Annotated in this window: 18 protein-coding genes; 8 read left to right on the top strand and 10 right to left on the bottom strand. The window is 64.7% G+C overall.

Annotated elements, in window-relative coordinates:
• Window positions 1-25 precede the first annotated feature (25 nt).
• Window positions 26-415 (top strand): MAPEG family protein, encoded by a 390-nt coding sequence (locus EAV90_RS00210; protein WP_122406164.1) that lies wholly within the window; start codon window positions 26-28, stop codon window positions 413-415.
• A gap of 152 nt (window positions 416-567) precedes the next feature.
• Here the strand turns inward: EAV90_RS00210 and EAV90_RS00215 are convergent, their stop codons facing one another.
• From EAV90_RS00215 to EAV90_RS00225, 3 genes are all read right to left on the bottom strand, one after another.
• Window positions 568-1,758, bottom strand: coding sequence for an ABC transporter substrate-binding protein (locus EAV90_RS00215; RefSeq protein WP_122406165.1), 1,191 nt, complete (start codon window positions 1,756-1,758; stop codon window positions 568-570).
• Window positions 1,759-2,068: 310 nt separating this feature from the next.
• Window positions 2,069-5,227, bottom strand: a complete 3,159-nt coding sequence (locus tag EAV90_RS00220; RefSeq protein ID WP_122406166.1) for an efflux RND transporter permease subunit — start codon at window positions 5,225-5,227, stop codon at window positions 2,069-2,071.
• Entirely contained in the window at window positions 5,224-6,423 is a 1,200-nt protein-coding gene (locus EAV90_RS00225) for an efflux RND transporter periplasmic adaptor subunit (protein WP_164936711.1), read from the bottom strand. Before EAV90_RS00225 ends, EAV90_RS00220 begins: the two co-directional genes overlap by 4 nt.
• Before the next feature lie 310 nt (window positions 6,424-6,733).
• Here EAV90_RS00225 and EAV90_RS00230 point away from each other — a divergent pair, with 310 nt between their 5' ends.
• The 7 genes from EAV90_RS00230 to EAV90_RS00260 all read left to right on the top strand — a co-directional run bounded on the left by EAV90_RS00230 (window position 6,734) and on the right by EAV90_RS00260 (window position 15,211).
• Window positions 6,734-7,888, top strand: a complete 1,155-nt coding sequence (locus tag EAV90_RS00230) for an iron-containing alcohol dehydrogenase (protein ID WP_129142269.1) — start codon at window positions 6,734-6,736, stop codon at window positions 7,886-7,888.
• Between the two features lie 16 nt (window positions 7,889-7,904).
• Window positions 7,905-9,455 carry an AMP-binding protein gene (locus EAV90_RS00235; protein ID WP_129142270.1) on the top strand — a complete coding sequence of 517 codons (1,551 nt, stop codon included), beginning with the start codon at window positions 7,905-7,907 and terminating at the stop codon, window positions 9,453-9,455.
• 278 nt (window positions 9,456-9,733) lie between these two features.
• On the top strand, window positions 9,734-11,332 hold the full coding sequence (locus EAV90_RS00240) for an ABC transporter substrate-binding protein (protein WP_129142271.1): 1,599 nt from the start codon (window positions 9,734-9,736) through the stop codon (window positions 11,330-11,332).
• 38 nt (window positions 11,333-11,370) lie between these two features.
• Entirely contained in the window at window positions 11,371-12,318 is a 948-nt protein-coding gene (locus tag EAV90_RS00245) for an ABC transporter permease (protein WP_129142272.1), read from the top strand.
• 9 nt (window positions 12,319-12,327) lie between these two features.
• On the top strand, window positions 12,328-13,221 hold the full coding sequence (locus EAV90_RS00250) for an ABC transporter permease (RefSeq protein ID WP_129142273.1): 894 nt from the start codon (window positions 12,328-12,330) through the stop codon (window positions 13,219-13,221).
• Window positions 13,221-14,228 carry an ABC transporter ATP-binding protein gene (locus EAV90_RS00255; RefSeq protein ID WP_129142274.1) on the top strand — a complete coding sequence of 336 codons (1,008 nt, stop codon included), beginning with the start codon at window positions 13,221-13,223 and terminating at the stop codon, window positions 14,226-14,228. The genes EAV90_RS00250 and EAV90_RS00255 overlap by 1 nt, the downstream gene beginning before the upstream one ends.
• The gene (locus EAV90_RS00260) at window positions 14,225-15,211 is read left to right on the top strand and encodes an ABC transporter ATP-binding protein (RefSeq protein WP_122406172.1); all 987 of its coding nucleotides are present in this window, start codon (window positions 14,225-14,227) and stop codon (window positions 15,209-15,211) included. Before EAV90_RS00255 ends, EAV90_RS00260 begins: the two co-directional genes overlap by 4 nt.
• Before the next feature lie 148 nt (window positions 15,212-15,359).
• Here EAV90_RS00260 and EAV90_RS00265 read toward each other — a convergent pair whose 3' ends face one another.
• From EAV90_RS00265 to EAV90_RS00295, 7 genes are all read right to left on the bottom strand, one after another.
• Window positions 15,360-17,336, bottom strand: a complete 1,977-nt coding sequence (locus tag EAV90_RS00265; protein ID WP_129142275.1) for an acetyl-CoA carboxylase biotin carboxylase subunit — start codon at window positions 17,334-17,336, stop codon at window positions 15,360-15,362.
• Window positions 17,333-18,949, bottom strand: coding sequence for an acyl-CoA carboxylase subunit beta (locus EAV90_RS00270; protein ID WP_129142276.1), 1,617 nt, complete (start codon window positions 18,947-18,949; stop codon window positions 17,333-17,335). Before EAV90_RS00270 ends, EAV90_RS00265 begins: the two co-directional genes overlap by 4 nt.
• A gap of 114 nt (window positions 18,950-19,063) precedes the next feature.
• Window positions 19,064-19,930 (bottom strand): beta-keto acid cleavage family enzyme, encoded by an 867-nt coding sequence (locus tag EAV90_RS00275; protein WP_129142277.1) that lies wholly within the window; start codon window positions 19,928-19,930, stop codon window positions 19,064-19,066.
• Between the two features lie 199 nt (window positions 19,931-20,129).
• The gene (locus EAV90_RS00280; RefSeq protein ID WP_122406176.1) at window positions 20,130-20,930 is read right to left on the bottom strand and encodes an AraC family transcriptional regulator; all 801 of its coding nucleotides are present in this window, start codon (window positions 20,928-20,930) and stop codon (window positions 20,130-20,132) included.
• Window positions 20,931-21,138: 208 nt separating this feature from the next.
• Complete coding sequence (locus EAV90_RS00285) at window positions 21,139-21,792, bottom strand: glutathione S-transferase family protein (RefSeq protein ID WP_129142278.1); 654 nt, start codon at window positions 21,790-21,792, stop codon at window positions 21,139-21,141.
• Window positions 21,792-22,955: an acyl-CoA dehydrogenase family protein gene (locus EAV90_RS00290; RefSeq protein ID WP_129142279.1), complete on the bottom strand. Its 1,164-nt coding sequence runs from the start codon at window positions 22,953-22,955 to the stop codon at window positions 21,792-21,794. Before EAV90_RS00290 ends, EAV90_RS00285 begins: the two co-directional genes overlap by 1 nt.
• A 139-nt stretch (window positions 22,956-23,094) precedes the next feature.
• Window positions 23,095-24,231, bottom strand: coding sequence for an acyl-CoA dehydrogenase family protein (locus EAV90_RS00295; protein ID WP_129142280.1), 1,137 nt, complete (start codon window positions 24,229-24,231; stop codon window positions 23,095-23,097).
• Between the last annotated feature and the right edge of the window lie 47 nt (window positions 24,232-24,278).

A 24,278-nucleotide genomic window follows, 5' to 3' on the forward strand; every position in this document is an offset into this window, starting at 1 on the left:
GCGCGATCTCTCGAAGGAACCAGCGATGTATCATCTCACCGCCCTCGTCACCCTGCTGGCGATCGCGTTTTATTTCTTCACCGCCATCAACGTCTCGCGCTCGCGCGACAAGACCGGCGTCAAGGTACCGGCGATGTCGGGCCATCCGGATTTCGAACGGGCCTTCCGCATCCAGATGAACACGTTGGAATGGATGCCCATTCTCCTGCCCGCGCTCTGGCTGTTCGCGATCTACATCAGCGACGCCATCGCAGCCGGACTCGGCGCGGTCTGGATCGTCGGTCGCGTCATCTATTTCATCGGCTATTCGCAGGCCGCCGCAAAACGCGGCCCGGGCTTTGCGATCCAGGCGCTTGCTGCCATTACGCTATGGGTTGGGGCGATCGGGGCGGTGGTGTTGCGGCTGGTGAAGTGAAGCACGGCATCGCGCGTGCTCATGTCCCGGTGCAGCGTGCAACGCTGCGCCGCTGAACCGGGACCCAGTCAGGCCTCCATGGCCGGAAAGGCGTGGGTCCCGGCTCTGCGCAGCAGCGTCTTGCGCTGCTGCGCGTCCGGGACACGAGAGCTTCACTTCGTCAGCGGGCAGCCGCTTTCCTTCGCGGTGAAGAAGGCCTTGTCGCCGGGGACGGTGGCCAGCAGCTTGTAGTAATCCCAGGGCTTCTTCGATTCCGAGGGCTTCTTGACCTCGAACAGATACATGTCGTGGACCATGCGGCCGTTCTCGAGCACCTTGCCGCCCTGCGCAAAGTCGTCGTCGACCGGAAGCTCCTTCAGCTTCTTGGCGACGGCATCCGGATCCTTGGTGCCGGCGGCCTTGACGGCCTTCAGGTAGCTCAGTGTCGCCGAATAGGTGCCGGCGTGGATCATGCTCGGCATCCGCCCGGTGCGCTTGAAGAAGCGTTCGCCGAGATTGCGGGCCTTGTCGTTGAGATCCCAGTAATAGCCTTCGGTCAGCACCAGGCCTTGCGCGGCCTGAAGCCCGAGGCCGTTGACCTCGGCGAGCGTCATCAACAGGCCCGCGAGCTTCTGGCCGCCGGAGACGATGCCGAACTCGGACGCCTGCTTGATCGAGTTGGTGGTGTCGAGGCCGGCATTGGCAAGGCCCACGATCTTCGCCTTCGAGCTCTGCGCCTGCAGCAGGAACGAGGAGAAGTCCGACGAATTGAGCGGCACGCGCACCGAGCCGAGCACCTTGCCGCCGTTGGCGGTGACGATCTCGCTGGTGTCCTTCTCCAGCGCATAACCGAAGGCGTAGTCGGCGGTGAGGAAGAACCAGGTGTCGCCGCCGGCTTTCGTCAGCGCACCACCGGTGCCGACCGCGAGCGCGCGGGTGTCATAGGCCCAGTGGAAGCCGTAGGGCTGGCAGGCATCGCCCGTCAGCCGCGAGGTCGCGGCGCCGACGACGATGTCGATCTTCTTCTTTTCCTTGGAGAGCTCGTGGATCGCAAGCGCGACCGATGAAGTCGTCAGCTCCGTGATCATGTCGACGTTCTCGACGTCGTACCAGCGACGCGCGATCGAGGTCGCCAGATCCGGCTTGTTCTGGTGGTCGGCGGTGACGAGCTCGATCTTATGGCCGAGCACCTCGCCGCCGAAGTCCTCGATCGCCATCTTGGCCGCTTCGACCGACCATTTTCCGCCGTAATCGGCGTAGACGCCGGACTGGTCATTGAGGATGCCGATCTTGACGCCTTGCGCGGAGGCCGGCACCGCCAACAACAAGGCAGACGCAGCGGCCGCCAAAAGTGCTGATTTCATATGTTATCTCCCGACAGTCTTCTGTTGTGAAATCGCGCGGATAGTAGTGAAGAACCCCACGCCTGCCCATCCATTGCATGTTGGTCGTTAGTATGAAGGGCGCGCCGCAAAATCGATGTCGTCCCCGACAAGCGCAACGAAGCGGAGCGCTGATCCAGGACCCATAGCCACAGGATCCAGTTTGACGAAGACTCGTGGTTACCGCCTCGCGCCCACAACCACTCCCTGGGGGTATGGGTCCCGGATATGCGCTTGCGCTTGTCCGGGACGACACCGTGATTGAGGATGCACCATTGGCTAAAGGCCGACGTCAGGCTACCACCTCCGGCTTCTTGTCGCGCCGTCCTTCCGCCAGGTTCCGCACCACGACATAGAAGATCGGCGTGAACAGAAGCCCGAACAGGGTGACGCCGAGCATGCCGAAGAACACGGCAACGCCCACGGCCTGCCGCATCTCCGAGCCGGAGCCGGTCGAGATCACCAGCGGCAGCACGCCGAGGATGAAGGCGAAGGAGGTCATCAGGATCGGCCGCAAGCGCAGGCGGCAGGCTTCGATCACCGCCTCGAGCCGCGGCTTGCCTTCGAGCTCGATGTCGCGCGCAAATTCGACGATCAGGATCGCGTTCTTTGCCGCCAATCCCACCAGCACGACGAAACCGATCTGGGTGAGGATGTTGACGTCCTGGCCCATGATACGCACGCCGATGGTGGCGGCGAGCAGGCACATCGGCACGATCAGGATAACCGCGAACGGCAGCGTCCAGCTGCCATATTGCGCGGCGAGCACGAGATAGACGAACAGCACGCAGATCGGAAAGACGTAGAGACCGGCATTCCCGCCAGTGACCTGCTGATAAGACAGGTCCGTCCATTCGAAGGTGAAGCCGCTCGGCAGGGTGTCGTCGGCGAGCTTCTTGATGGTGTTGAGCGCGGTGGTCGAGCTTACGCCCGGCGCCGGCTCACCCTGGAGCTCGGACGCCGCATAGAGATTGTAGCGCGCGACGCGGTCGGGACCCGAGACGTCCTTGAACTCGACCACGCTGCCGAGCATCACCATGTCGCCGGAAGCATTGCGCGTGCGCAGGCGCGCAAGGTCACTCGGTTCCTTTCGGAACGGGAAATCGGCCTGCGCGGTGACGTGGTAGGTGCGGCCGAACAGGTTGAAGTCGTTGACATAGGTCGATCCGAAATAGGTCTGGATGGTGTCGTTGATGTTGGCGATGGGCACGCCCAGCTTCTGCGCCTTGGTGCGATCGATGTCGACGAAGAGCTGCGGCGTGTTCGCCGTGAACGGCGAGAACACCGAGGTCAGGGTCGGCGCCTTGCGCGCGGCAGCAACCAGCTCGTCGGTCGCGGCTGCGAGCATTTCCGGCCCTCGACCCTGGCGGTCCTGAACGCGGATGGTGAAGCCGCCGCCGGTGCCTATGCCGGGCACGGCCGGCGGCGGAATCACGATGATGAATGCACCTTGGATCGCGGACAGACGCTTGCGCAGCTCGGCCGTGATGGCGTTCGCGGACAACCCCTTCTTCAGCCGCACCTCCGGCTCATCGAACACCGGGAACAGAGCCGCCGCATTGCCGGCCTGCGTACGCGTGGCGCCGGAGAAGCCGGCGAAGGCGGCGACGCGGACGATGCCGGGCGTATCCAGTGAGATGCGCTCGATCTCGCGCACGATTTCCGTGGTGCGCGCCAGCGAGGCCGCGCCCGGCAATTGCACCGATACGATGACGTAGCCGCGGTCCTGCGCCGGGATGAAGCCTTGCGGCGTGGTCACGATCAGCCAGCCGGCGCTGCCGATCAGCACGACATAGATCAGGAGCATCACCACCGAATGCCGGATCACGAAATTGGCGAGGCCGGCATAGCCATGCGAGAGCCGGTCGAACACGCGGTTGAACAGGCCGGTGAAGGCGCCCCATGCCCGCGCGATGACGTTCCAGGCAGCCGGCGGCCGCTTCTCTTCGTGCGGGGTGAGGATCTGCGAGGCCAGCGCCGGTGACAACGTCAGCGAGCAGAAGCAGGAGATCGCGGTCGCAACAGCAATGGTGACGGCGAACTGCTGGAAGAACTGCCCTGAGATGCCGCCGAGGAACGCGGTCGGGACGAACACCGCGCACAGCACCAGCGCGATCGAAACCAGCGCGCCGCCGACCTCCTCCATGGTCTTCAGCGCCGCATCGCGCCGGCTCAGGCCGTGCTCGAGATGGCGTTCGACATTCTCGACCACCACGATGGCGTCGTCGACCACGATGCCGACCGCGAGCACGAGGCCGAACAGGGTCAGATTGTTGATGGAGAATCCAAGCGCCGCCATCACCGCGAAGGTGCCGACCAGCGAGACCGGGATCGCGATGATCGGAATGATCGCGGGCCGCCATCCCTGCAGGAACACCAGCACCACGACGACCACGAGCAGCATCGCCTCGTAGATCGTCTTGATCAGCTCATGAACCGACTGGGCGATGAACTCGGTCGGATTGTAGCCGATATTGTAGTCGAGCCCCTTCGGGAAGCTCTCCTTCAGTTTCGTCATGGTGTCGGAGATGTGCTTCGCCGTCGCGAGCGCATTCGACCCGGGCCGCTGCGTCACCAGCATGGCGACCGCCGATTTGCGCAGCAGGAAGCTGTTGGTGGAATAGGCCAGCGCGCCGAGCTCGATGCGTGCGACGTCGCGCAGCCGCACCGTTCGCCCGTCGGAACCGGCCTTGATCAGGATGTCCTCGAACTGCTTCTGGTCCTTCAGCCGTCCCGTGAAGACGAGGTTCGGCTGGAAGGCGCGGTCAACGATCGGCGGCTCGGCGATCTGTCCGCCCGCAATCTGCACGTTCTGGGCGCGGATGGCCGCCAGCACCTCGGTCGAGGTCAGGCCGAGATTTGCGATTCGATCAGGGTCGAGCCACAGCCGCATCGAATAATCGCGCGCGCCGAAGATCTGAATGTCGCCGACACCGTCGATGCGCAAAAGCTGGTCGCGAACCTGGAGCAGCGCATAATTGGAGATGTAGAGCTGGTCGAACGTGTCGTCGGGCGACAGCATGAACACGACCATCAGGATGTCGGGCGAGTTCTTGCGCGTGGTGACGCCGTTGCGCTGGACCTCCTCGGGCAGTCGCGGCTGCGCGATCGCGACGCGGTTCTGCACCAGCACCTGCGCCTTGTCGAGGTCGGTGCCGAGCTTGAAGGTGACGGTGATGGTGAGCTGGCCGTTCGAGGTCGCCTGGCTGTAGAGATACAGCATGTCCTCGACACCGTTGATCTCCTGCTCGATGGGAGCGGCGACGGTATCGGACACGGTCTGCGCCGAGGCGCCGGGATATTGCGTGGTGACGACGACGGTCGGCGGCACCACTTGCGGATATTCGGAGACCGGCAGCGTCGTGTAGGCGAGCGCGCCGACGATCAAGAGCACGATCGACAGCACCATCGCCAAAATGGGCTGGTTGATGGAGAGGCGGCCGAGATTCATGACTTGCCACCGGCCGGAGCTTGCGCGGTCTGGGGAGCGACCTTGGCGCCGACGCGGGCGCGCTGGATGCCGTTGACGATGACGCGGTCATCAGCCTTCAGCCCTTCGCGGATCACGCGCAGGCCGTCGTCGAGCGGTCCGAGCACCACGGGGCGCGCTTCCACCGTGTCATCAGGCTTGACCACGAACACCATCTTGCGGGACTGGTCGGTTGCAACAGCGACATCGGGGATCAGCAACGCCTCGTAGGGCGCGCTGCCGATCAGGCGGACGCGGCCGAACTGACCCGGCAGGATCGACAGATCGGTGTTCTTGATGACGGCGCGGCTGCGCAGCGTGCCGGTGGAGACATCGAGGCGGTTGTCGAGGAAGTTGATGGTGCCTTCGTGCGAGGGCTTGGTCTCGCCGGCGAGCGTCACCTGCACCGGGTTCGCGGTGTCGCGCGAACTCGGGCGCCTACCTTCGAACCACAGCTTGCTGTATTTGATGTAGGTCGCTTCATCCATGTCGAAATAGATGTAGATTGGATCGAGCGTCACGATCGAGGTCAGCAGTGTCGAGGCGCCGTTGTCGCTGCCCTGCACGAGATTGCCCGGGCTGACGAGATGGCGGCTGACGCGGCCGGTGAGCGGCGCGGTCACATGCGTGAACTCGATGTTGAGCTTGGCGGCCTTCAGCGCACCTTCGGCCTGCACTTCGGCAGCGTGCGCGGCTTGCAAGGCCTGGCGGCGTTGGTCGACGACCTGCTCGGAGACCGCGCTGGTCTGCACCAGGTTGAGGCCGCGATCGAGCTCGCGCTTGGCAAGCTCTACCTTGGCGCGCGCGTCGGAGAGCTGGCCGTCCGCCTGCGCGGCCACCGCCTCGAACGGACGCGGGTCGATCACGTAGAGCAGGTCGCCCTGACGCACGATGGCGCCGTCCTGGAATTCGACGGAATTGACGAAGCCGCCGACGCGCGGGCGCACCTGCACCTCCTCGACCGCCTCGAAGCGCCCGGTGAACTCGTCCCAATCGGTGACGGTGCGCTTGACAGGCTGGGCCACCGTCACCGGCGGAGGCGGCGGGGCAGCTGCCTGCGATGCCGGCTTGTCGCAGCCGGCGAGGGCGAAGGCTGCGGTGAGAAGCCCGGCAATGGCGCTGAGCTGAACGAAATCGTGCTTTTTGACAAACTGCTCGCTTCCGTCCGGTCCGCTCATCCCAGGTCCTCGCATAAAAGCCGCGGAAAAAGCAGGGTACGCCTCCACCTGCGGGGGCCACAACATGGGTGGCAAAGATGAACTCTTCAAGACCACTGCACGCGCAATGCCCGGCCAGATGCCCTGGCCGGATGGTGGGTTGACAGAGGAAAGGGTGGTCGCGCACGCGCACCATTCTTCGCCTCTCCCCGCGTGCGGCCGCGTGCGGGGAGAGGGAAGGAGCCGCCAGCGTGTTCGCGCATGACGGACGCGGCGGGCTCGGCTAGACTGTCCCTTACAAAACAAGACGAATTGTCCGGGGAGGACGGGCGTGCACCAGGGACGTGTCGTTATTGGCGCGATCGAAGAGGTCGTGTTCGGCCATCCTGCGGCCGGCGCGATCGTCGCGCAGATGGACCGGCTGGGAACCCGCCGCGCCTTCCTGATGGTCTCAGGGACGCTGAACCGTCAGACCGGCGAGATCACGAAAATCAAGGACGCGCTCGGCGAGCGCTGTGCCGGCCTGTTCGACGCCATGCCGGCGCACACGCCGCGCGAGGCGGTGATCGCGGCAACCAATGCAGCGCGTGAGGCGGGCGCCGACCTGATCGTCACCGTCGGCGGCGGCTCGATCACCGACGGCGCCAAGGCGGTGCAGCTCTGTCTTGCCAACGACATTGACGACATCGACGGCATCGAGCGAATCCGCGTGCACAAGGGCGTCGCACCCGAGATGAACGCGCCGACAGTGCGCCAGATCAGCGTGCCGACCACCATCGCCGGCGGCGAGTTCTCATCGATTGCCGGCGTCACCGACCGCAGCAGCAACGTGAAGCAGATGCTGCGGCATCCGCTCATGGTGCCGCGCGCGACCATCCTCGACCCACGCATCACCGTGCACACGCCGGAATGGCTGTTCCTGTCGACCGGCATCCGCGCCGTCGACCATTGCGTCGAAGCGATCTGCTCGCGCGAGACCCACCCTTATGCCGACGCGCAATCGGTCAAGGGCCTTGCCATGCTCGCCGATGCACTGCCGCGGGTGAAGGCGGACCCTGCCGATCTCGACGCCCGCATGGATGCGCAGATCGGAACCTGGCTGTCGATGGGCGCGCTCGCAGCGGGTGTGCCGATGGGTGCGAGCCACGGTATCGGCTACGTGCTGGGGGCCGCCTTCGGCGTGCCGCACGGCTACACCTCCTGCATCATGCTGCCGGCGGTGATGCGCTGGAACGCGCGCGACAATGCCGACCGCCAGGTGATCGTCGCCGCTGCGATGGGCTATCCCGGCCGCGATGCCGCCGACGTGCTCGATGCCTTCATCCGCTCACTCGGCATGCCGCGCAGCCTCGCCGAGATGCGCGTCTTGCCGGAGCATTTCGAGACAATCGCCGAACAGGCCATGCGAACGAACTGGATTCCGCGCAACCCGCGCAAGATCACAGGGCCCGCCGACATCAAAGAAATCCTGCTTCTCGCCGCATGATATAGCCGGAGGATAGATGTACACTGGTCGCCACGCCCGCCTGCGCCCGCTGCAGCCCGCATTCATCATGGCGGCGACGGGCGAGACCGTCACCTATCGCGAGCTCGAGGCACGCAGCAATCGCCTGGCGCATCTGTTCCGCAAGCACGGCTTGAAGCGGCTCGATCACTACTCGATCTTCATGGAGAACAATTCGCGCTACCTGGAGGCCTGCGGCGCGGGTGAGCGCTCCGGGCTCTACTACACCTGCATCAACTCCTTCCTGACGCCGGGCGAGCTCGCCTATCTCCTCGTCAACAGCCAGTCGAAGATTTTGATCACGTCGCTGGCCAAGCTCGCCATCGCGCGCGAGGCGATTCAGGCCTGCCCCGACGTCAAGCTCTGCATCGTCGCCGATGGTCCGGGCGAGAGCGAACGTATCGTCGGACTTGCGGACGTGACCGCGGACATGCCGACAACACCGATCGCGGATGAATGGCTCGGTACCGCCATGCTCTATTCATCCGGTACGACCGGACGGCCGAAGGGCATTTTACGGCCCCTTCCGGAAGAGCCGCCGAAGCACAATCTGCCGCTGTTCGATTTTCTGACCAAGCTTTGGCACTACCGCGAGGGCATGGTCTATCTGTCGCCGGCGCCGCTCTATCACTCCGCGCCGCAGGCCGCAGTGAACCTCACGATCCGCATGGGCGGGACCGTCATCGTCATGGAGAGTTTCGATCCAGAACGTTACCTCCAGCTCGTCGAGCAATGGGGCATCACCCACACGCAGCTGGTGCCGACGATGTTCTCACGCATGCTGAAGTTGCCGGCGGAGGTGCGTGGCCGCTACGACCTGTCCTCGCTGGAGATCGCGATCCACGCCGCGGCGCCCTGCCCGGCCCTGGTCAAGGACGACATGATCAAATGGTGGGGACCGATCATCCACGAATACTACGGCGCCACCGAGGGCCTCGGCTTCACCGCCTGCAACAGCGAGGAATGGCTCGCTCATCGCGGCACCGTCGGCAAGGTGCTGCTCGGCGACCTCCACATTCTCGACGAGAACATGCGGGAGTGCCCGGTCGGCACCCCGGGCCAGGTCTGGTTCAAGACCGCCTCGCCGTTCGAATATTTCAACGATCCCGAGAAAACCAGGGAGGCGCGCTCGGCCGACGGCAGCATGAGCACGGTCGGCGACGTCGGCTATGTCGACAAGGACGGCTTCCTCTACCTCACCGATCGCGCGACCTTCATGATCATCTCCGGCGGGGTGAACATCTATCCGCAGGAATGCGAGAACCTGCTGATCACCCACGCGAAGGTCGCCGACGCCGCGGTGTTCGGCGTGCCCAATGCCGATCTCGGCGAAGAGGTGAAGGCGGTGGTGCAGCCGATGCCGGGCGTGGTGCCGGGGCCGGCTCTCGCCGAAGAGCTGATCGCGTTCTGTGCAAAATCGTTGTCGCGGCAGAAGGTGCCGCACTCAGTCGATTTCGAGAAGGAACTGCCGCGGCTGCCGACGGGCAAGCTGTACAAGCGGCTGCTCAGGGACCGGTACTGGGGGAACAAGGCGTCGCGGATCGTATGAGGGGCACCGCAAGCTCCACTGTCTTCCCGGAGAAGCGCGCCTCAAGCGCGCGCCGATCCGGGAGGACGGCGGAGCATGGGGATAGGACTGCACATAACGTCAGCGCGGGAACCGCTACTTCGCACCTGCACTCGCACATTGTGAAAGTGTGAAGCCTGCGGCCTTACGTCATCCAAATTGCCAAGGCCGCAAAGAGCCTTGCCCGTTGCCTCGCTCCATCTGCCTCGCTATCGTCTGACAAACAGGTCGCAAAAGGCCGAGGTCCAGGGAGGATGAGCATGCGGAGCGTGTGGGCGCTCGCCGCAATGGTGGCGCTATCTGTGCTGACGGCCTCGACCGCCACGCGCGCCGGCGAGCCCAAGCAGGGCGGTATCCTGCGGATGTATCACCGCGACAGTCCGGCCAATGCGTCCATCCTCGAGGGCGCGACCTATTCGGTCAACGTGCCGTTCATGGGCGTGTTCAACAATCTCGTCATCTACGACCAGCACATCGCGCAGAACAGTCCTGACACGCTCCGGCCGGAGCTCGCCGAAAGCTGGTCCTGGAGCAGCGACAACACGAAGCTGACGTTCAAACTGCGCCAGGGCGTGAAATGGCATGACGGCAAGCCATTCACGTCGGCCGACGTCAAATGCACCTTCGATCTCCTGATGGGCAAATCGCAGCAGAAGCTGCGGCAGAATCCGCGCAAGGCCTGGTACAGCGAAGTCAACGAGGTCACCACGAGCGGCGAGTTCGAGATTTCCTTCGACCTGAAGCGGCCGCAGCCCTCGCTGCTGGCGATGCTCGCGTCCGGTTACACGCCGATCTACCCCTGTCACGTCTCGCCGGCGGAGATGCGCACTCATCCGATCGGAACCGGACCGTTCAAATTCGTCGAGTTCAAGGCCAATGAATCGATCAAGCTGACGCGAAATCCGGACTACTGGAAGAAGGGCCTGCCTTATCTCGACGGCATCGAGTACACGATCATCACGAACCGCTCGACCGCGATCCTCGCTTTCGTCGCCGGCAAGTTCGACATGACCTTTCCGACGCACATCACGATCCCGCTGCTGAAGGACATCAAGTCGCAGGCGCCGAACGCGACCTGCGTCGTCGAGCCAACTAACGTTTCCACCAACATCATCGTCAATTCAACCTCGCCTCCGTTCGACAACATCGACATCCGGCGGGCGATGGCGCTTGCGCTCGACCGCAAGGCGTTCGTCGACATCCTGTTCGAGGGCCAGGCCGACATCGGCGGCACCATGCTGCCGCCACCGCAGGGCATCTGGGGCATGCCCAAGGACAAGCTCCAGACCATTCCGGGCTATGGACCCGACGTCAACGCGAACCGCGAGGAAGCCAAGAAACTGATGCAGAAGGCGGGCTACGGTCCGGACAAGCATCTCGCGGTGAAGGTCTCGACGCGCAATCTCGCGGAATATCGCGACCCCGCGGTGATCCTGATCGACCAGCTCAAGAGCATCTATATCGACGGCGAGCTCGATGTCGTGGAAACCGCAAACTGGTTTCCGAAAGTCGCGCGCAAGGACTACATGCTCGGCCTCAATCTGACCGGCAGTTCCGTCGACGATCCCGACCAATCGTTCTACGAGAACTATTCCTGCGGCTCGGAACGGAACTACACCAATTACTGCAACAAGGAGATCGAGAAGCTGTTCGACGTCCAGTCGCAAGAGACCGACGTCAGCAAGCGCAAGCCACTGGTGTGGGATATCGACAAGAAGCTGCAGGAGGACGTCGCCCGCCCGATCATCTTCCATGCACGGGCCGGCACCTGCTGGCAGCCCTATGTCAAGGGCGTCACGATCATGTCGAACAGCTCCTACAACGGCTTCCGCTACGAGGATGTGTGGCTCGACAAGTAGCGTCAGGCTAAAGATCAGCGGCTCGACGGAGGCACGTGATGTTTGCCTATCTGGTGCGGCGCCTGTTCCTGATGCTCGTGACCCTGTTCGGGATCTCGGTCGTCATCTTCTTCCTGCTGCGCATTGTGCCCGGCAACATCGTCGATATCCTGTTCGCCGCCGCCGGCTATGTCGATCCGGCCGACAAGGCCGAGCTCGAGAAACAGCTCGGCATCGACCAGCCATTGGTTGCGCAGTATCTGCACTGGATCGGCGGCTTGCTGCGCGGCGATCTCGGCTACTCCTATGTCTCCGAAAAGCCGGCGCTTCAGGAGATCCTGCCACGGATCCCGATCACCGCGCGGCTCGCCGGGCTGGCGCTGCTGTTCTCGGCATCCATCGGCATTCCGCTCGGCGTCATCAGTGCCGTGAAGCAGGGCACGAAGCTCGACTACGCGCTGCGCGTCGTCAGCCTCAGCGGCTTGTCGCTGCCGTCGTTCTGGCTCGGCCTTCTGATCCTCACCGCGTCGGTGGCGATGTTCGGACAGATGCCGATCTTCAACCCGAATCCGAAGACCTGGCTCGAGGCGTTCGCGACCTATGCCGTGCCGGCCGCCGCCGTCGGCTTCCGCAGCGCGGCGCTGACCATGCGCATCACGCGCTCCTCGATGCTGGAGGTGCTGCGGCAGGACTATATCCGCACCGCGCGCGCCAAGGGTGCCTCCGAAGCGGCCGTGAACTATCACCACGCGCTCAAGAACGCGATCCTGCCCGTGATCACCGTGATCGGCATCGAGGCGGCGTTCCTGATCGGCGGCCTGATCGTCACCGAGACCGTGTTCAATATCCCCGGTGTCGCGCGCTTTCTGGTCGAGGCGATCCGCTGGCGCGATTATCCGATCGTGCAGAACCTCGTGATGTTCATCGCCGTCGTGGTGGTGTTCGCGAACTTCACCGTCGACATGCTCTATGCGGTGTTCGACCCGCGGATCCGGTACTCGGAATAGGAGATCAGCTTGGCCGCGATCGACTATGATCTCGAACTGAGGCGGGCCGGCGCGCATGCAACCGGCGGCTGGCGACGCGTGCTGTTCATGGCGCAGCGGCATGTGCTGGGTGCGGCCGGGCTCGTTATCATGACGGTGTTCGTGCTGACGGCAATCTTCGCCGACTTCATCGCACGCTACGATCCCCTGACGGTCGATTCGGCCCGCGCGCTGGCCCGCCCGAGCCTGGCGCACTGGATGGGCACCGATTCCTTCGGCCGCGACGTGTTCAGCCGCATCATTCACGGCGCGCGGATCTCGCTCGCGGTCGGGCTCGGTTCGACCGCGCTCGGCGGCACCATCGGCGTGATCGTCGGCCTCACCTCGGGTTATCTCTCGGGCTGGGTCGATCTCGTGTTCCAGCGCGTCTCCGACGTTCTCCAGGCTCTGCCGCTGCTGGTGCTGGCGCTGGTCATGACGGCGGCGCTCGGCCCCTCGCTGCCCAATGTGATCATCGCCATCGCCATTCCGCTGATCCCGACGGTCGCGCGCGTCATCCGCGCCAACACGCTGGCGCTGCGCGAGCAGCCCTTCGTCGAAGCCGCAAAGTCGATCGGGATGAGCGAGATGCGGATCGCGCTGCGCCACGTGCTGCCGAACACGCTGGCGCCGCTGATCGTGCTGGCGACGGCGCAGCTCGGCTCGACCATCCTCACCGAAGCCTCGCTGTCCTTCCTGGGCCTCGGCATTCCCGAACCCTATCCGTCATGGGGGCGCATGCTCTCCGAATCCGCCGCCGAATATGTCCGCACCGCGCCGTGGCTCGTGATCTTCCCGGGCATCGCGATCAGCCTCGCCGTATTCGGCGCCAATCTGTTCGGTGATGCCCTGCGCGACATCCTGGATCCGAGGCGGCGCGGCTGATGGCGGACAAATCCGATCTCGTGCTCGAGGTGAAGAACCTGAAGACGGTGTTCTTCACCAACTCCGGCCTCTTCAAGGCCGTCGACGATCTCTCCTTCAGCGTGAAGCGCGGCGAGACGCTGGCGATCGTCGGCGAGTCCGGCTGCGGCAAGAGCGTGACCGCGCTCTCGCTGATGCGGCTCGTGCCCGATCCGCCCGGCCGCATCGTCGGAGGCTCCGTCTCGCTCGAAGGCACCGACCTGCTGGCGCTGGATGAAACGCAGATGCGCAGGGTCAGGGGCAACCGCATCTCCATGATCTTCCAGGAGCCGATGACCTCGCTCAATCCGGTGATGCGGATCGGCGACCAGATCGTCGAAGCCGTGCGGCTGCACCGGAACATCTCGGCGAAACAGGCCCAGAACATCGCGGTCGAGATGCTGCGGCTGGTGCGCATCCCCGAGCCGGCGCGGCGCGCGCGGGAATATCCGCACCAGCTCTCCGGCGGGATGCGCCAGAGGGCGATGATCGCGATGGCGCTGGCGTGCCGGCCGGCGCTGCTGATCGCGGACGAGCCGACCACTGCCCTCGACGTCACCATCCAGGCGCAGATCCTGGCGCTGATGCTCGACCTCCAGAAGGAGCTCGGCACCGGCCTCGTGCTGATCACGCACGATCTCGGCGTCGTTGCGCAGACGGCGCAGCGCGTGATCGTGATGTATGCCGGGCGAAAGGTTGAGGAGGCCAGTGTCGAAGCGCTGTTCGCCTCGCCGAAGCATCCCTATACGCGCGGGCTGATGGCCTCGATCCCGGCCGTCCCCGCATCCGGTGTTCCTGCGCAGGCGCGGCTGAACGAAATTCCCGGCACGGTGCCCTCGCTGGTGCGGCTGCCGAAGGGCTGCGCCTTCGCGCCGCGCTGCAAGCTCGCCATCAAACGTTGCGAGGCCGAATATCCGCCGCTGGCGGACTGGGGTGGCGGCCATCTCGCCGCCTGCTGGCGCGCGGAAGAAGTCGCGGAGGTGGCATGACCGCGACGCTGCTCGAAGTCACCGATCTCAAGAAGCACTACCCCGTGCGCGCCGGCGTGCTGCGGCGGCAAGTCGGCACCGTGCATGCCGTCGACGGCGTCTCGTTCGCGCTTGGAATCGGCGAGACGCTGGGTCTCGTCGGCGAATCCGGCTGCGGCAAGTCCACGGTGGCGCGCAGCGTGCTGCGGCTGGTGGAGCCGACCTCTGGCCAGATCCGCCTCGACGGCGAGGACATCACCCATCTATCGAAGACCGCGCTGCGTCCGCATCGCCGCTCGATGCAGATCGTGTTCCAGGACCCGTTCGCCTCGCTCAATCCGCGCATGACTGCAGGCGATATCGTCGGGGAGCCGCTGGCCGTGCACGGGCTTGCGAGCGGCAAGGAGCTGGAGACACGGGTCGCGAAACTGTTCGAGCAGGTGGGCCTGCGGCCCGACCAGATGCGCAATTTCCCGCATCAGTTTTCGGGCGGCCAGCGCCAGCGCATCTGCATCGCACGCGCGCTCGCGCTCGAGCCGCGCCTGATCGTCTGCGACGAGCCGGTCTCCGCGCTCGACGTCTCGATCCAGGCGCAGGTGATCAACCTCCTGATCGACCTGCAGCGCCAGCACGGTTTCTCCTATCTCTTCATTGCGCACGATCTTGCCGTGGTGGCGCATATCAGCCACCGCGTCGCCGTGATGTATCTCGGCCGCATCGTCGAGATCGCCGACAAGGACGAGCTGTTCCGCAATCCCAGGCATCCCTACACGCAGGCCCTGCTCGCCTCGGTGCCGATCGCCAACCCGCTAGCGAAAAAGCTCACGCCGCTGGTCGATGGCGATGTGCCCAGCCCGGTCAACCCGCCCTCCGGCTGCGCGTTTCACACCCGCTGCCGGTTTGCGATGGAGCGGTGCAAGACGGAGCGGCCGGCGCTGGTCGACGCGGGCGACGGGCATCAGGTGGCGTGCTTGCTGAACGAGGGGACGGGTCGGAGCCAATAGCTCCACTGTCGTCCCCGCCCCTTGTCAGAGCGGAGTTTGAGGCAGCATCTCGCCCCATCGTCATTGCGAGCGCAGCGAAGCAAATCCAGACCGTTACCGCGGAGGGATTCTGGATTGCTTCGCTACGCTCGCAATGACGAGCTTGGCATCAGCCCGCCTCGATCTCCACCACGATCCTGCCCGTGGTCACCTGCTCACCCTCGGTGACGTCGATCGCGGCGACGACGCCGTCGATGCCGGCCTTGTGGACGTGCTCCATCTTCATCGCTTCCAGCGTCAACACCGGCTGGCCCGCGGTGACGCGGTCGCCGGGCTTGACCAGCACGGCGACGACGCGGCCGTTCATGGCCGCGCGGACCTTGCCATCGCCGCCATTGGCTGCGGCCGCCTTCGGCGCGGCGAGGGTGAGATCGGTGATCGCCAGCGGGATGCCGCGGTGCTGGACGTAGAGGCGATCGCCATCGCGCAGAACTTTTGCGCTGTCCATCACGCCGTCGTGGCGGAAGCGGATGGAATCGGGATCGAGCTGATCGATCTCGAACCTGTCCTGACGTCCATCGACGACGACACTGTAGCTGCCATCGCGCTCGCGCGTGACTTCGAGCTCGTATCTCTCGCCGGCGATCTCGATTTTCGCCGGCAGCGGAAAGGTGGCCGCGAGACTCCGCCCGCCCTGCCACAACGGCGCGCGTGGGTTGGTGACGTAGAGCAGCAGGCCCGCCAGCGCCACGTCGAATGCCGCGTTCGCGCGCGCTGTCAGCAGCTCGTCGCGATGCGCACTGATGAAGGCCGTCGTCGCCTCGCCTTTGGCGAAGCCGGGATGACGCAGGCAGGACATCAGGAACGCCTGGTTGGTGGTCACGCCAAACGCGGTGAGCTGCTCCAGGCCGACGATCAGCCGCGCCCTCGCCTCCTCGCGCGTGGCGCCGTGGCTGATCACCTTGGCGATCATGGAATCGTAGAACGGTGGAATCTCCGAGCCCGATTGCAGCGCGTGCTCGACACGGATACCGTCGGGCACCTGCCAGCGCGCCATGCGGCCGGACTGCGGCATGAAATCCTGCGCGGCATCTTCCGAGCAGAGGCGGACCTCGATGGCATGGCCTTCGAAGCGGATGTCCTGCTGCTTCACGGGCAACGGCTCGCCGCGCGCGATGCGCAGCTGCAGTTCGACGAGATCGAGCCGGGTGATCGCCTCGGTCACGGGATGCTCGACCTGCAGGCGCGTATTCATCTCCATGAAATAGAACTCGCCGCGTGCATCGAGCAGAAACTCCAGCGTGCCGGCGCCCTCGTAGCGCAACGCCTTCACCGCGGCGACAGCGACCTCCCCCATCTTCGCGCGCAGCTCGGGCGTGACGGCGGGAGACGGCGCCTCCTCGATCAGCTTCTGGTGGCGACGCTGCACCGAGCAGTCGCGCTCGCCGAGATGGATCGCATTGCCGTGGCTGTCGCCGAACACCTGGATCTCGATGTGCCGGGGATTCTGGATGGCGCGTTCGAGGATCACGGTGGGATCGCCGAACGCCGCCTTCGCCTCGGAACGCGCACTGCGCAGCGCATCGGGAAACGAGGCCGCATCGGTGACTAGCCGCATGCCGCGGCCGCCGCCACCCGCGACCGCCTTGATCATCACAGGGAAGCCGATCTTTCCGGCTTCCGCGAGCATGACTTCGTCGCCCTGCTCAGTGCCCTGATAGCCGGGGACGATGGGTACGCCGGCCTTCTTCATGATCTCCTTGGCGCCGGCCTTGTTGCCCATCGCCTCGATCGCCTGCGGCGAAGGGCCGATGAAGACGAGGCCGGCATCCTTGCAGGCGCGCGCGAACTCCTCGTTCTCGGCGAGGAAGCCGTAGCCGGGGTGAACGGCATCGGCGCCGCTCGCCTTCGCCGCGGCAATGATCGCGGGGATGTTGAGATAGGATTGCACCGGCAAGGCTTCACCGATGCGCACGGCCTGGTCGGCCTGGTGCACGTGGAGGGCATCGCGATCGGCATCCGAGTGGACCGCGACGACGCTCAAGCCCAAGCGCCGCGCACTGCGCATCACGCGCAATGCGATCTCGCCGCGATTGGCGACCAAAACCTTGAAGAACGGGCGGTGCAGCACTGATCCGTTCCTCATGGGCGGGCCACCGAGAATTGCATGCGCTGGGGCGTGCGTGCGTCGCCTTCGCGGCAGACCGCGAGCACCTCCGACAATACCGCGCGGGTATCGCGCGGATCGATCACGCCGTCGTCGAGCACGCGCGCGCTGGTCGAGAACACGTCCATCTGGCCGTCGAACACGCCGATGATCTCGGCCTTCATGGCGTCGAGCCTGTCCTTTTCGATCGGCTTGCCGCGCCGGGCTGCGGCGGCTTCCGTCACGATCGCCATGGTTTCGGCGGCCTGCTCGCCGCCCATCACTGCGGTCTTGGCATTGGGCCAGGAAAAGCAGAAGCGCGGATGGAAACCGCGGCCGCACATGCCGTAATTGCCGGCGCCGAACGAGGCGCCGCAATAGATGGTGATCTGCGGCACCGTCGCCGAGGTCACGGCCTGGATCATCTTCGAGCCGTGCTTGATCATGCCGGCTTCTTCATAAGATCTGCCCACCATGTAGCCGGTGGTGTTGTTGAGATAGAGCAGCGGCGTGCGGGTCTGGCAGCAAGCCTGGATGAAATGCGTCGCCTTGTTGGCACCGGCGGGATCGAGCGGCCCGTTGTTGGTGATGATGCCGATCGCCTGCCCCTCGATGCGGGCGTGGCCGCAGACCGTAGCCGGGCCATAATTCGGCGCCATCTCGGTGAAATCGGAATCGTCGACGATGCGGGCGATCACCTGCTTCATGTCGACCGGCCGCTTGTGGTCCATCGGCATGATGCCGAGCAGCTCGTCCTGATCGTAGCGCGGCGGCTTGAACTCTGGAGCCGCCCTGCCCGGCCGCTCCCATTCCATCGCCGCCATGATCTCGCGGGCAATGCGCAAGGCATCGCGGTCGTCCTCGGCGAGATAATCGCCGAGGCCGGAGATTTGCGTATGCATCTCGGCGCCGCCGAGCTCCTCCTCGGTCGCGATCTCGCCGGTCGCGGCTTTCAGCAGCGGTGGCCCGGCAAGGAAGGCGCGGGTACGGCCACGCACCATGACGATGTAATCGGATAGGCCGGTCTGATAGGCACCGCCCGCGGTGGAGGAGCCGTGCGTGACGGTGACGACCGGCAGCCCTGCCGCCGACAGCCGTGCCAGATTGCGAAAGATGTTGCCGCCGCGGACAAAATCCTCGACGCGGTAGCGCAGCAGATTGGCGCCGGCACTTTCGACGAGCTGGACATAAGGCAGCTTGTTCTCCAGCGCGAGCTCCTGCACCCGCAGTGTCTTGTCGAGGCCGTAAGGCTGCAGCGCGCCGGCGTCGATGCCGGAATCACTGGCGCTGACCATGCAGCGGATGCCCGAGACGAAGCCGATGCCGGCAATGACGCCGCCGCCGGGCACGCTCTTGTTGGGATCCGGCACGTCGAACATGTAGCCGGCGAGCGTCGACAGCTCGATGAAGGGCGCACCGGGATCGAGCACCAGCGCGACGCGCTCGCGCGGCAGCAGCTGGCCGCGCTTGTGGAAGCGGTCCTTCGCTGCAGCCGATGCGGCCCGAGTGCGCTGTTCGAGCGCGCGCATGCGGTCGATCAGCGCAAGCATGCCGTCGCGGTTGGCGAGGTAGGCGGCGCCGCCGGGGGAAATGGTGTTTTCGAGAATGGACATGACTCTATCCTGCTCGTCATTGCGAGGAGCGAAGCGACGAAGCAAATCCAGACTATTTCCGCGGAGAGATTCTGGATTGCTTCGCTTCGCTCGCAATGACGGGTGAGGCGATACCTACCTGTTCGTCCCAAAGATCTTCCGCGCCTCGGCCGGGCTGGCGATATCGCGGCCGGCGCGCCGCGCACAGGCGGCGACCGCTTCGATGAGCTGACCGTTCGACGTCACCTTCTTGCCGTCGGCGAGATAGAAGGTGTCCTCCAGCCCGGTGCGCAAGTGACCGCCGAGCTCGGCGCAGCGCTGATGCAGCGGCCAGATCTCTTCGCGGCCGATGGCGGTGACCTGCCAATGCGCCTCGGGGCGTTTCAGCTTCAACAGGATCGGCAGCAGCTCGGGATCAGCCGGCATGCCGGAGGCGACACCCATCACGAAATTGTATTCGAGCGGGCCCTTGTACATGCCGACCTGGGTGTACATGCCGACACAGCGGACAATACCAACGTCGAAACATTCGAACTCGGGGATGGTGCCGACCGCGTTCATGATGTCGAGATAGTCCTTCACCTTCTCGACCGCGTTGTCGAACATCATCGGCGGCCAGGCCCAGGTGTTGTCGGCCTTCACCTTCAGATAGTTCAGCGAACCGGCGTTGCAGGCGGCGATCTCCGGTTTTGTCTCACGGATACAGTCGAGCGCGCCGGAGTAGTTCGGCCCTGATACGCCCGAGGTGTGGTTGATGATGACGCCGGGACAGGCCTCGCGGATCGCCTGCTGGATCTCCTTGCTGACCGTGACCTCCCAGGACGGCAGATGCCCCTTGCCCGGCGCCTGCTGGCGCAGATGGATGTGCATGATGGACGCGCCGGCCTCGAAGGCAGCCTTGGCCTCGCGCGCCATCTGTTCGGGCGTCACGGGCACGTTGTGCTGCTTCGGATCGGTGAGCACGCCGTTCAGCGCGCAGGTGATGACGGCCTTGTCGCTCATGCCAAAAGTGTCTCGCACGTTGGGAATTCAACGGTTGCGATCATGTGACGCGCGACATGCGGCTTCTTGCGCGGAGAAGCTGGAAAAAACGAGGAATCGTAGGGCGGGCAAAGGCGCTCTTGCGCCGTGCCCACCACATTTCGGTGTTTGGAAAAGATGATGGGCATGCTTCCGCTTTGCCCATCCTACGAGAGCAGCGCTAGCTTGCCTCCGCCATCCGCACCGTCTCGGTGCTGCGGTAGATCGCGAGGTCGCGCGAGCCGACGAAGATCGCGCGCGGCTTCAGGCCGTAGAAGCGGCGGATCGAATGGCTGAAATGGGTGCTGTCGGGATAGCCGATGTCCTGCGCGAGATGGGCGAGGTTGAGGTCCTGGTTGGCGAAGTGCAGCAGATGCCGCGCACGCTTCCAGGCACGGAACGAGCGGAACGAGATGCCGGTCTCTTCCTTGAACAGATGCAGGAAGCGCGAGGCGGAGAGGCCTGCTTCGGCTGCGCAGGTATCCGCCGTCACCGGCTCGCCGGAGAAGCGCTCGATGCGGGCGACGGCGCGCATCACACGCGGATCGAGCACGCGGCGCGGCAACGCTTCGCCAAAGCACATCTCGTCGAATTCGGCGGTGGTGATGTCGCCGTAGCGGCGCCGGCGCAGCAACGCGTAGGCGGCAAGGATCTTGCGGGCATAGCCGGCCCGATCGGGTCCGGTCAGCCGTGCGGCCAAAGCCTCGATCACGCCATCCGGCATGCTTTCCGGCTCGAGGGTCACGCTGATCACGGTGCGGTAGTCGCTGGCAATGGAATGCCGCTGGTTCGGCAGGGTGACGAGCAGTTCGCCGGTGGAGAGGACGTCGTCGATCGTCAGGTGCAGATTGCCCTTCACCGCCACATAGACGTGGCAGCAGCCAGGCGTCCTCTTGCGGGGGCGGCCCAGTAGGCCGGCATAGAATACCCGCTCCGGCGTGATCAGCATCAGATGGTCGGATTCGCGACCTTTATCTTCCATTGGGGTCCTCCTCGCGCGGCTCTCTGGCCGCTGCGGACGGAGGTCACCTTAGCGGAAATTTGGGCGCTGTCACGATAGGATAGCGCTGTCATGGAAACAGCGCCGTCGTTCCGGGGCGGTCCATTGGACCGAACCCGGAACCTCCAGGATTCTCAGGCGCAACGGCGCACCGGAGTTCGATGCTTCGCATCGCCCCGGAACGACAATCTCAACGCACGCGTGGTGCAACATTCTGCTCGTTTCCGGCCTTTTGCTCAGCAGCAACCGCGCGCCTGAAGCCGTCGCGCTGCTGCAGGCGCGCCCAATAGGCCGCGACATTTGGCCCAAAATCCTTGGCGAGACCGATGCTGTGGGCGAGGCGCAGCGCATAACCGATGACAATGTCAGCGGCAGTGAAGCGGCCCGCGCACAAGTTTTCGGCATTGGCCGTGGCGGCCTCGACCGCGCGCAGTCTGCCCAGGAACCATTTTGCGTAATCGGTGGCGACCTGCGGGTTGCGCCGCTCCTCCGGTTCGAGTTGGGTGTATCTGAGCACCAGCGTTTGCGGGAAGGTTAACGTGGCGTCGCTGAAATACATCCAGTTCAGGAACGTGCCATAGGCGGGATCTTCCGGTCCCACCATCAGCGGCGTCGGGCCGTATGTGATGCCGAGATAATGGCAGATGCCGGAGGATTCGGTCATCCGCGTCTCGCCGTCGATCAGGAAGGGGATGGTCCCGAGCGGATTGAGCGCAAGATAATCCTTGGCGAACACCCGCGGCGGGAACGGCAGCATCTTCAATTCATAGGGCAGCCCCATCTCCTCCAGCATCCAGAGCGGGCGGAACGAGCGCGCGGCATCGCAGTGGTAGAGTGTGATCATCAAGCACTTCCTTTGCTGCCGGGCAGCGTGCCCATCATCTTGCACAGGACCATCAGCATGACCTCGTCGGCACCACCGCCGATCGAGGTCAGGCGGCTGTCGCGATAGGCGCGGCTGACCGGCGTCTCGTTGGTAAAGCCCATTCCGCCCCAATATTGCAAGCAGGCGTCAGTGAGCTCGCGGCCGAGCCGGCCAGCCTTCAGCTTGGCCATGGTCGCGAGCCGCGTCACGTCCTCGCCCGCGACCAGCTGCTCGCCCGCGCGATAGATCAGCGCGCGCAGCAGCTCGACCTCGGTCTGCATCTCCGCAAGCTTGAAATGGACGACCTGGTTGTCGAGGATCGACTTGCCGAAAGCCTGGCGATTGCGGGTGTACTCTATGGTCTGATCGATGATGTATTCGTGCGCCTTCAGGCAGGCCGCGGCACCCCAGAGCCGCTCCTCCTGGAACTGGATCATCTGGTAGGTGAAGCCTTTGCCCTCCTCACCGATCCGGTTGCGCTTGGGCACGCGGACATTATCGAAGAAGATCTGCGCGGTGTCGGACGAGCGCATGCCCATCTTGTCGAGCTTTCGCGCGACAGTGACGCCCTTGCTCTTCATGGGGACGCAGATCAGAGACTTGTTGCGGTGAACCGGCCCGTCGCCGGTGTTGGCGAGCAGGCAGATCCAGTCGGCCTGCGTGCCGTTGGTGATCCACATCTTGCCGCCATTGATGACGTAATCGTCGCCGTCGGAACGCGCCTGAGTCTTGATCGAGGCGACGTCGGAGCCGGCGCCCGGCTCGGAAACGCCGATGCAGGCGACGAAATCGCCCGAGATCGACGGCGGCAGAAACTCGCGCCGCACCTCGTCCGAGCCGAACCGCGCCAGCGCGGGCGTCGCCATATCGGTCTGCACCCCGATCGCCATCGGCACACCGCCGCAGGTGATGGCGCCGAGCTCCTCGGCCATCATCAGCGCGTAGGAGTAGTCGAGGCCGGAACCGCCGAACTCGACCGGCTTGTTCAGGCCGAGGAAGCCGAGGCTACCCATCTTCTTGAACAGCTCGTGCGCCGGGAAGATGTCGGCCTTCTCCCATTCGTCGACATGAGGATTGATCTCGTTCGCGATGAATTTTTGCAGGGAACGGCGGATGTCGTCGTGGTCGGCGGTGAATAGCATTCTTTCCCCTTTGTCATTCCGGGGCGCGCGAAGCGCGAACCCGGAATCCAGAGACTAGGTCCTACAAGATCGAGATCGCAGGTGCGCAAGAGCGCACCATAGTTCGACGCTTCGCGTCGCCCCGGAATGACGGTGAGGGTCACAACCCCATCTGCCTTGACGCCAGATCCTTCATGATCTCCTCGGTGCCGCCGCCGATGGCGTTGACCTTGACCTCGCGGTAGATGCGCTCGGCCTTGATGCCGCGCATGAAGCCGGCGCCGCCGAAGATCTGCACGGCCTCGGAGGCGCAGAACGCCATGGTCTGCGTCGCCTGGTTCTTCATCATGCAGATTTCGGCGACCGGGCTTTCGCCCTGCTCGAGCCGCCAGGCCAGCATTTCCAGCATCGCTTGGGAAGCGGCGACCTTCTGCGCCATGTCGACGATCTTGTGCCTGATGACCTGGTGCTGCGCGAGCGGCTTGCCGAAGGTGTTGCGCTCCTTGGCATAGGCGATCGCCTCGTCGAGGCAGACACGCGCGAAGGCGGTGCAGCTCGCCGCCATGCCCATGCGCTCGCTGTTGAAATTCTGCATGATGATCTTGAAGCCGTGCCCCTCCTCGCCGATCAGGTTCTCGGCCGGTACGCGGCATTCGTCGAAATGCAAGGTCGCGGTGTCGGAGGCCCACCAGCCCATCTTCTTCAGCTTCGTCCGCGACAGGCCGGGCGTGTCGCCCTCGATCAGGAGCAGGCTGACGCCGCCGGCGCCCTCGCCGCCGGTGCGCACGGCAACAGTCAGGTAATCGGCGCGCATCCCGGAGGTGATGAACGTCTTCTCGCCGCTCACGACGTAGTGATCGCCGTCGCGGCGCGCCCGCGTCCGGAGGTTTGCAACGTCCGAGCCGCCGCCCGGCTCGGTGATCGCAAGCGCGGAGATCTTCTCGCCTGACAGCACCTGCGGCAGCACACGTGCCTTCACCTCGGGCCGCGCCGCACGCGCGATCGGCGGCGATCCAATCGTATGACTCATCAAGCTGGCGCTGATATCGCCGGCGCCGGCTTGCGCCAGCTCTTGGCTGGCCACGATCTTCATGAACTGGTCGGCGGCGATCCCGCCATATTCCTCGGGAAATCCGAGCCCCAACAGACCGATCTCGGCCGCTTTGTGGTAGAGCGCGCGCGGGAATTCGCCGGCCTCGTCCCACTCGTGGGCGAAGGGCGTGATCTCCTTCTCGACGAAGCGGCGCATGACGCCGCGGAAGGCGTCATGCTCGGCGGTATAGAACGGACTCTTCATCGCACAGGTGCCTAGTGGAGGGAATCGTCCCGACAACCATGGCCGGA

It is taken from the genome of Bradyrhizobium vignae, from assembly GCF_004114425.1.
Classification (GTDB): domain Bacteria; phylum Pseudomonadota; class Alphaproteobacteria; order Rhizobiales; family Xanthobacteraceae; genus Bradyrhizobium; species Bradyrhizobium vignae.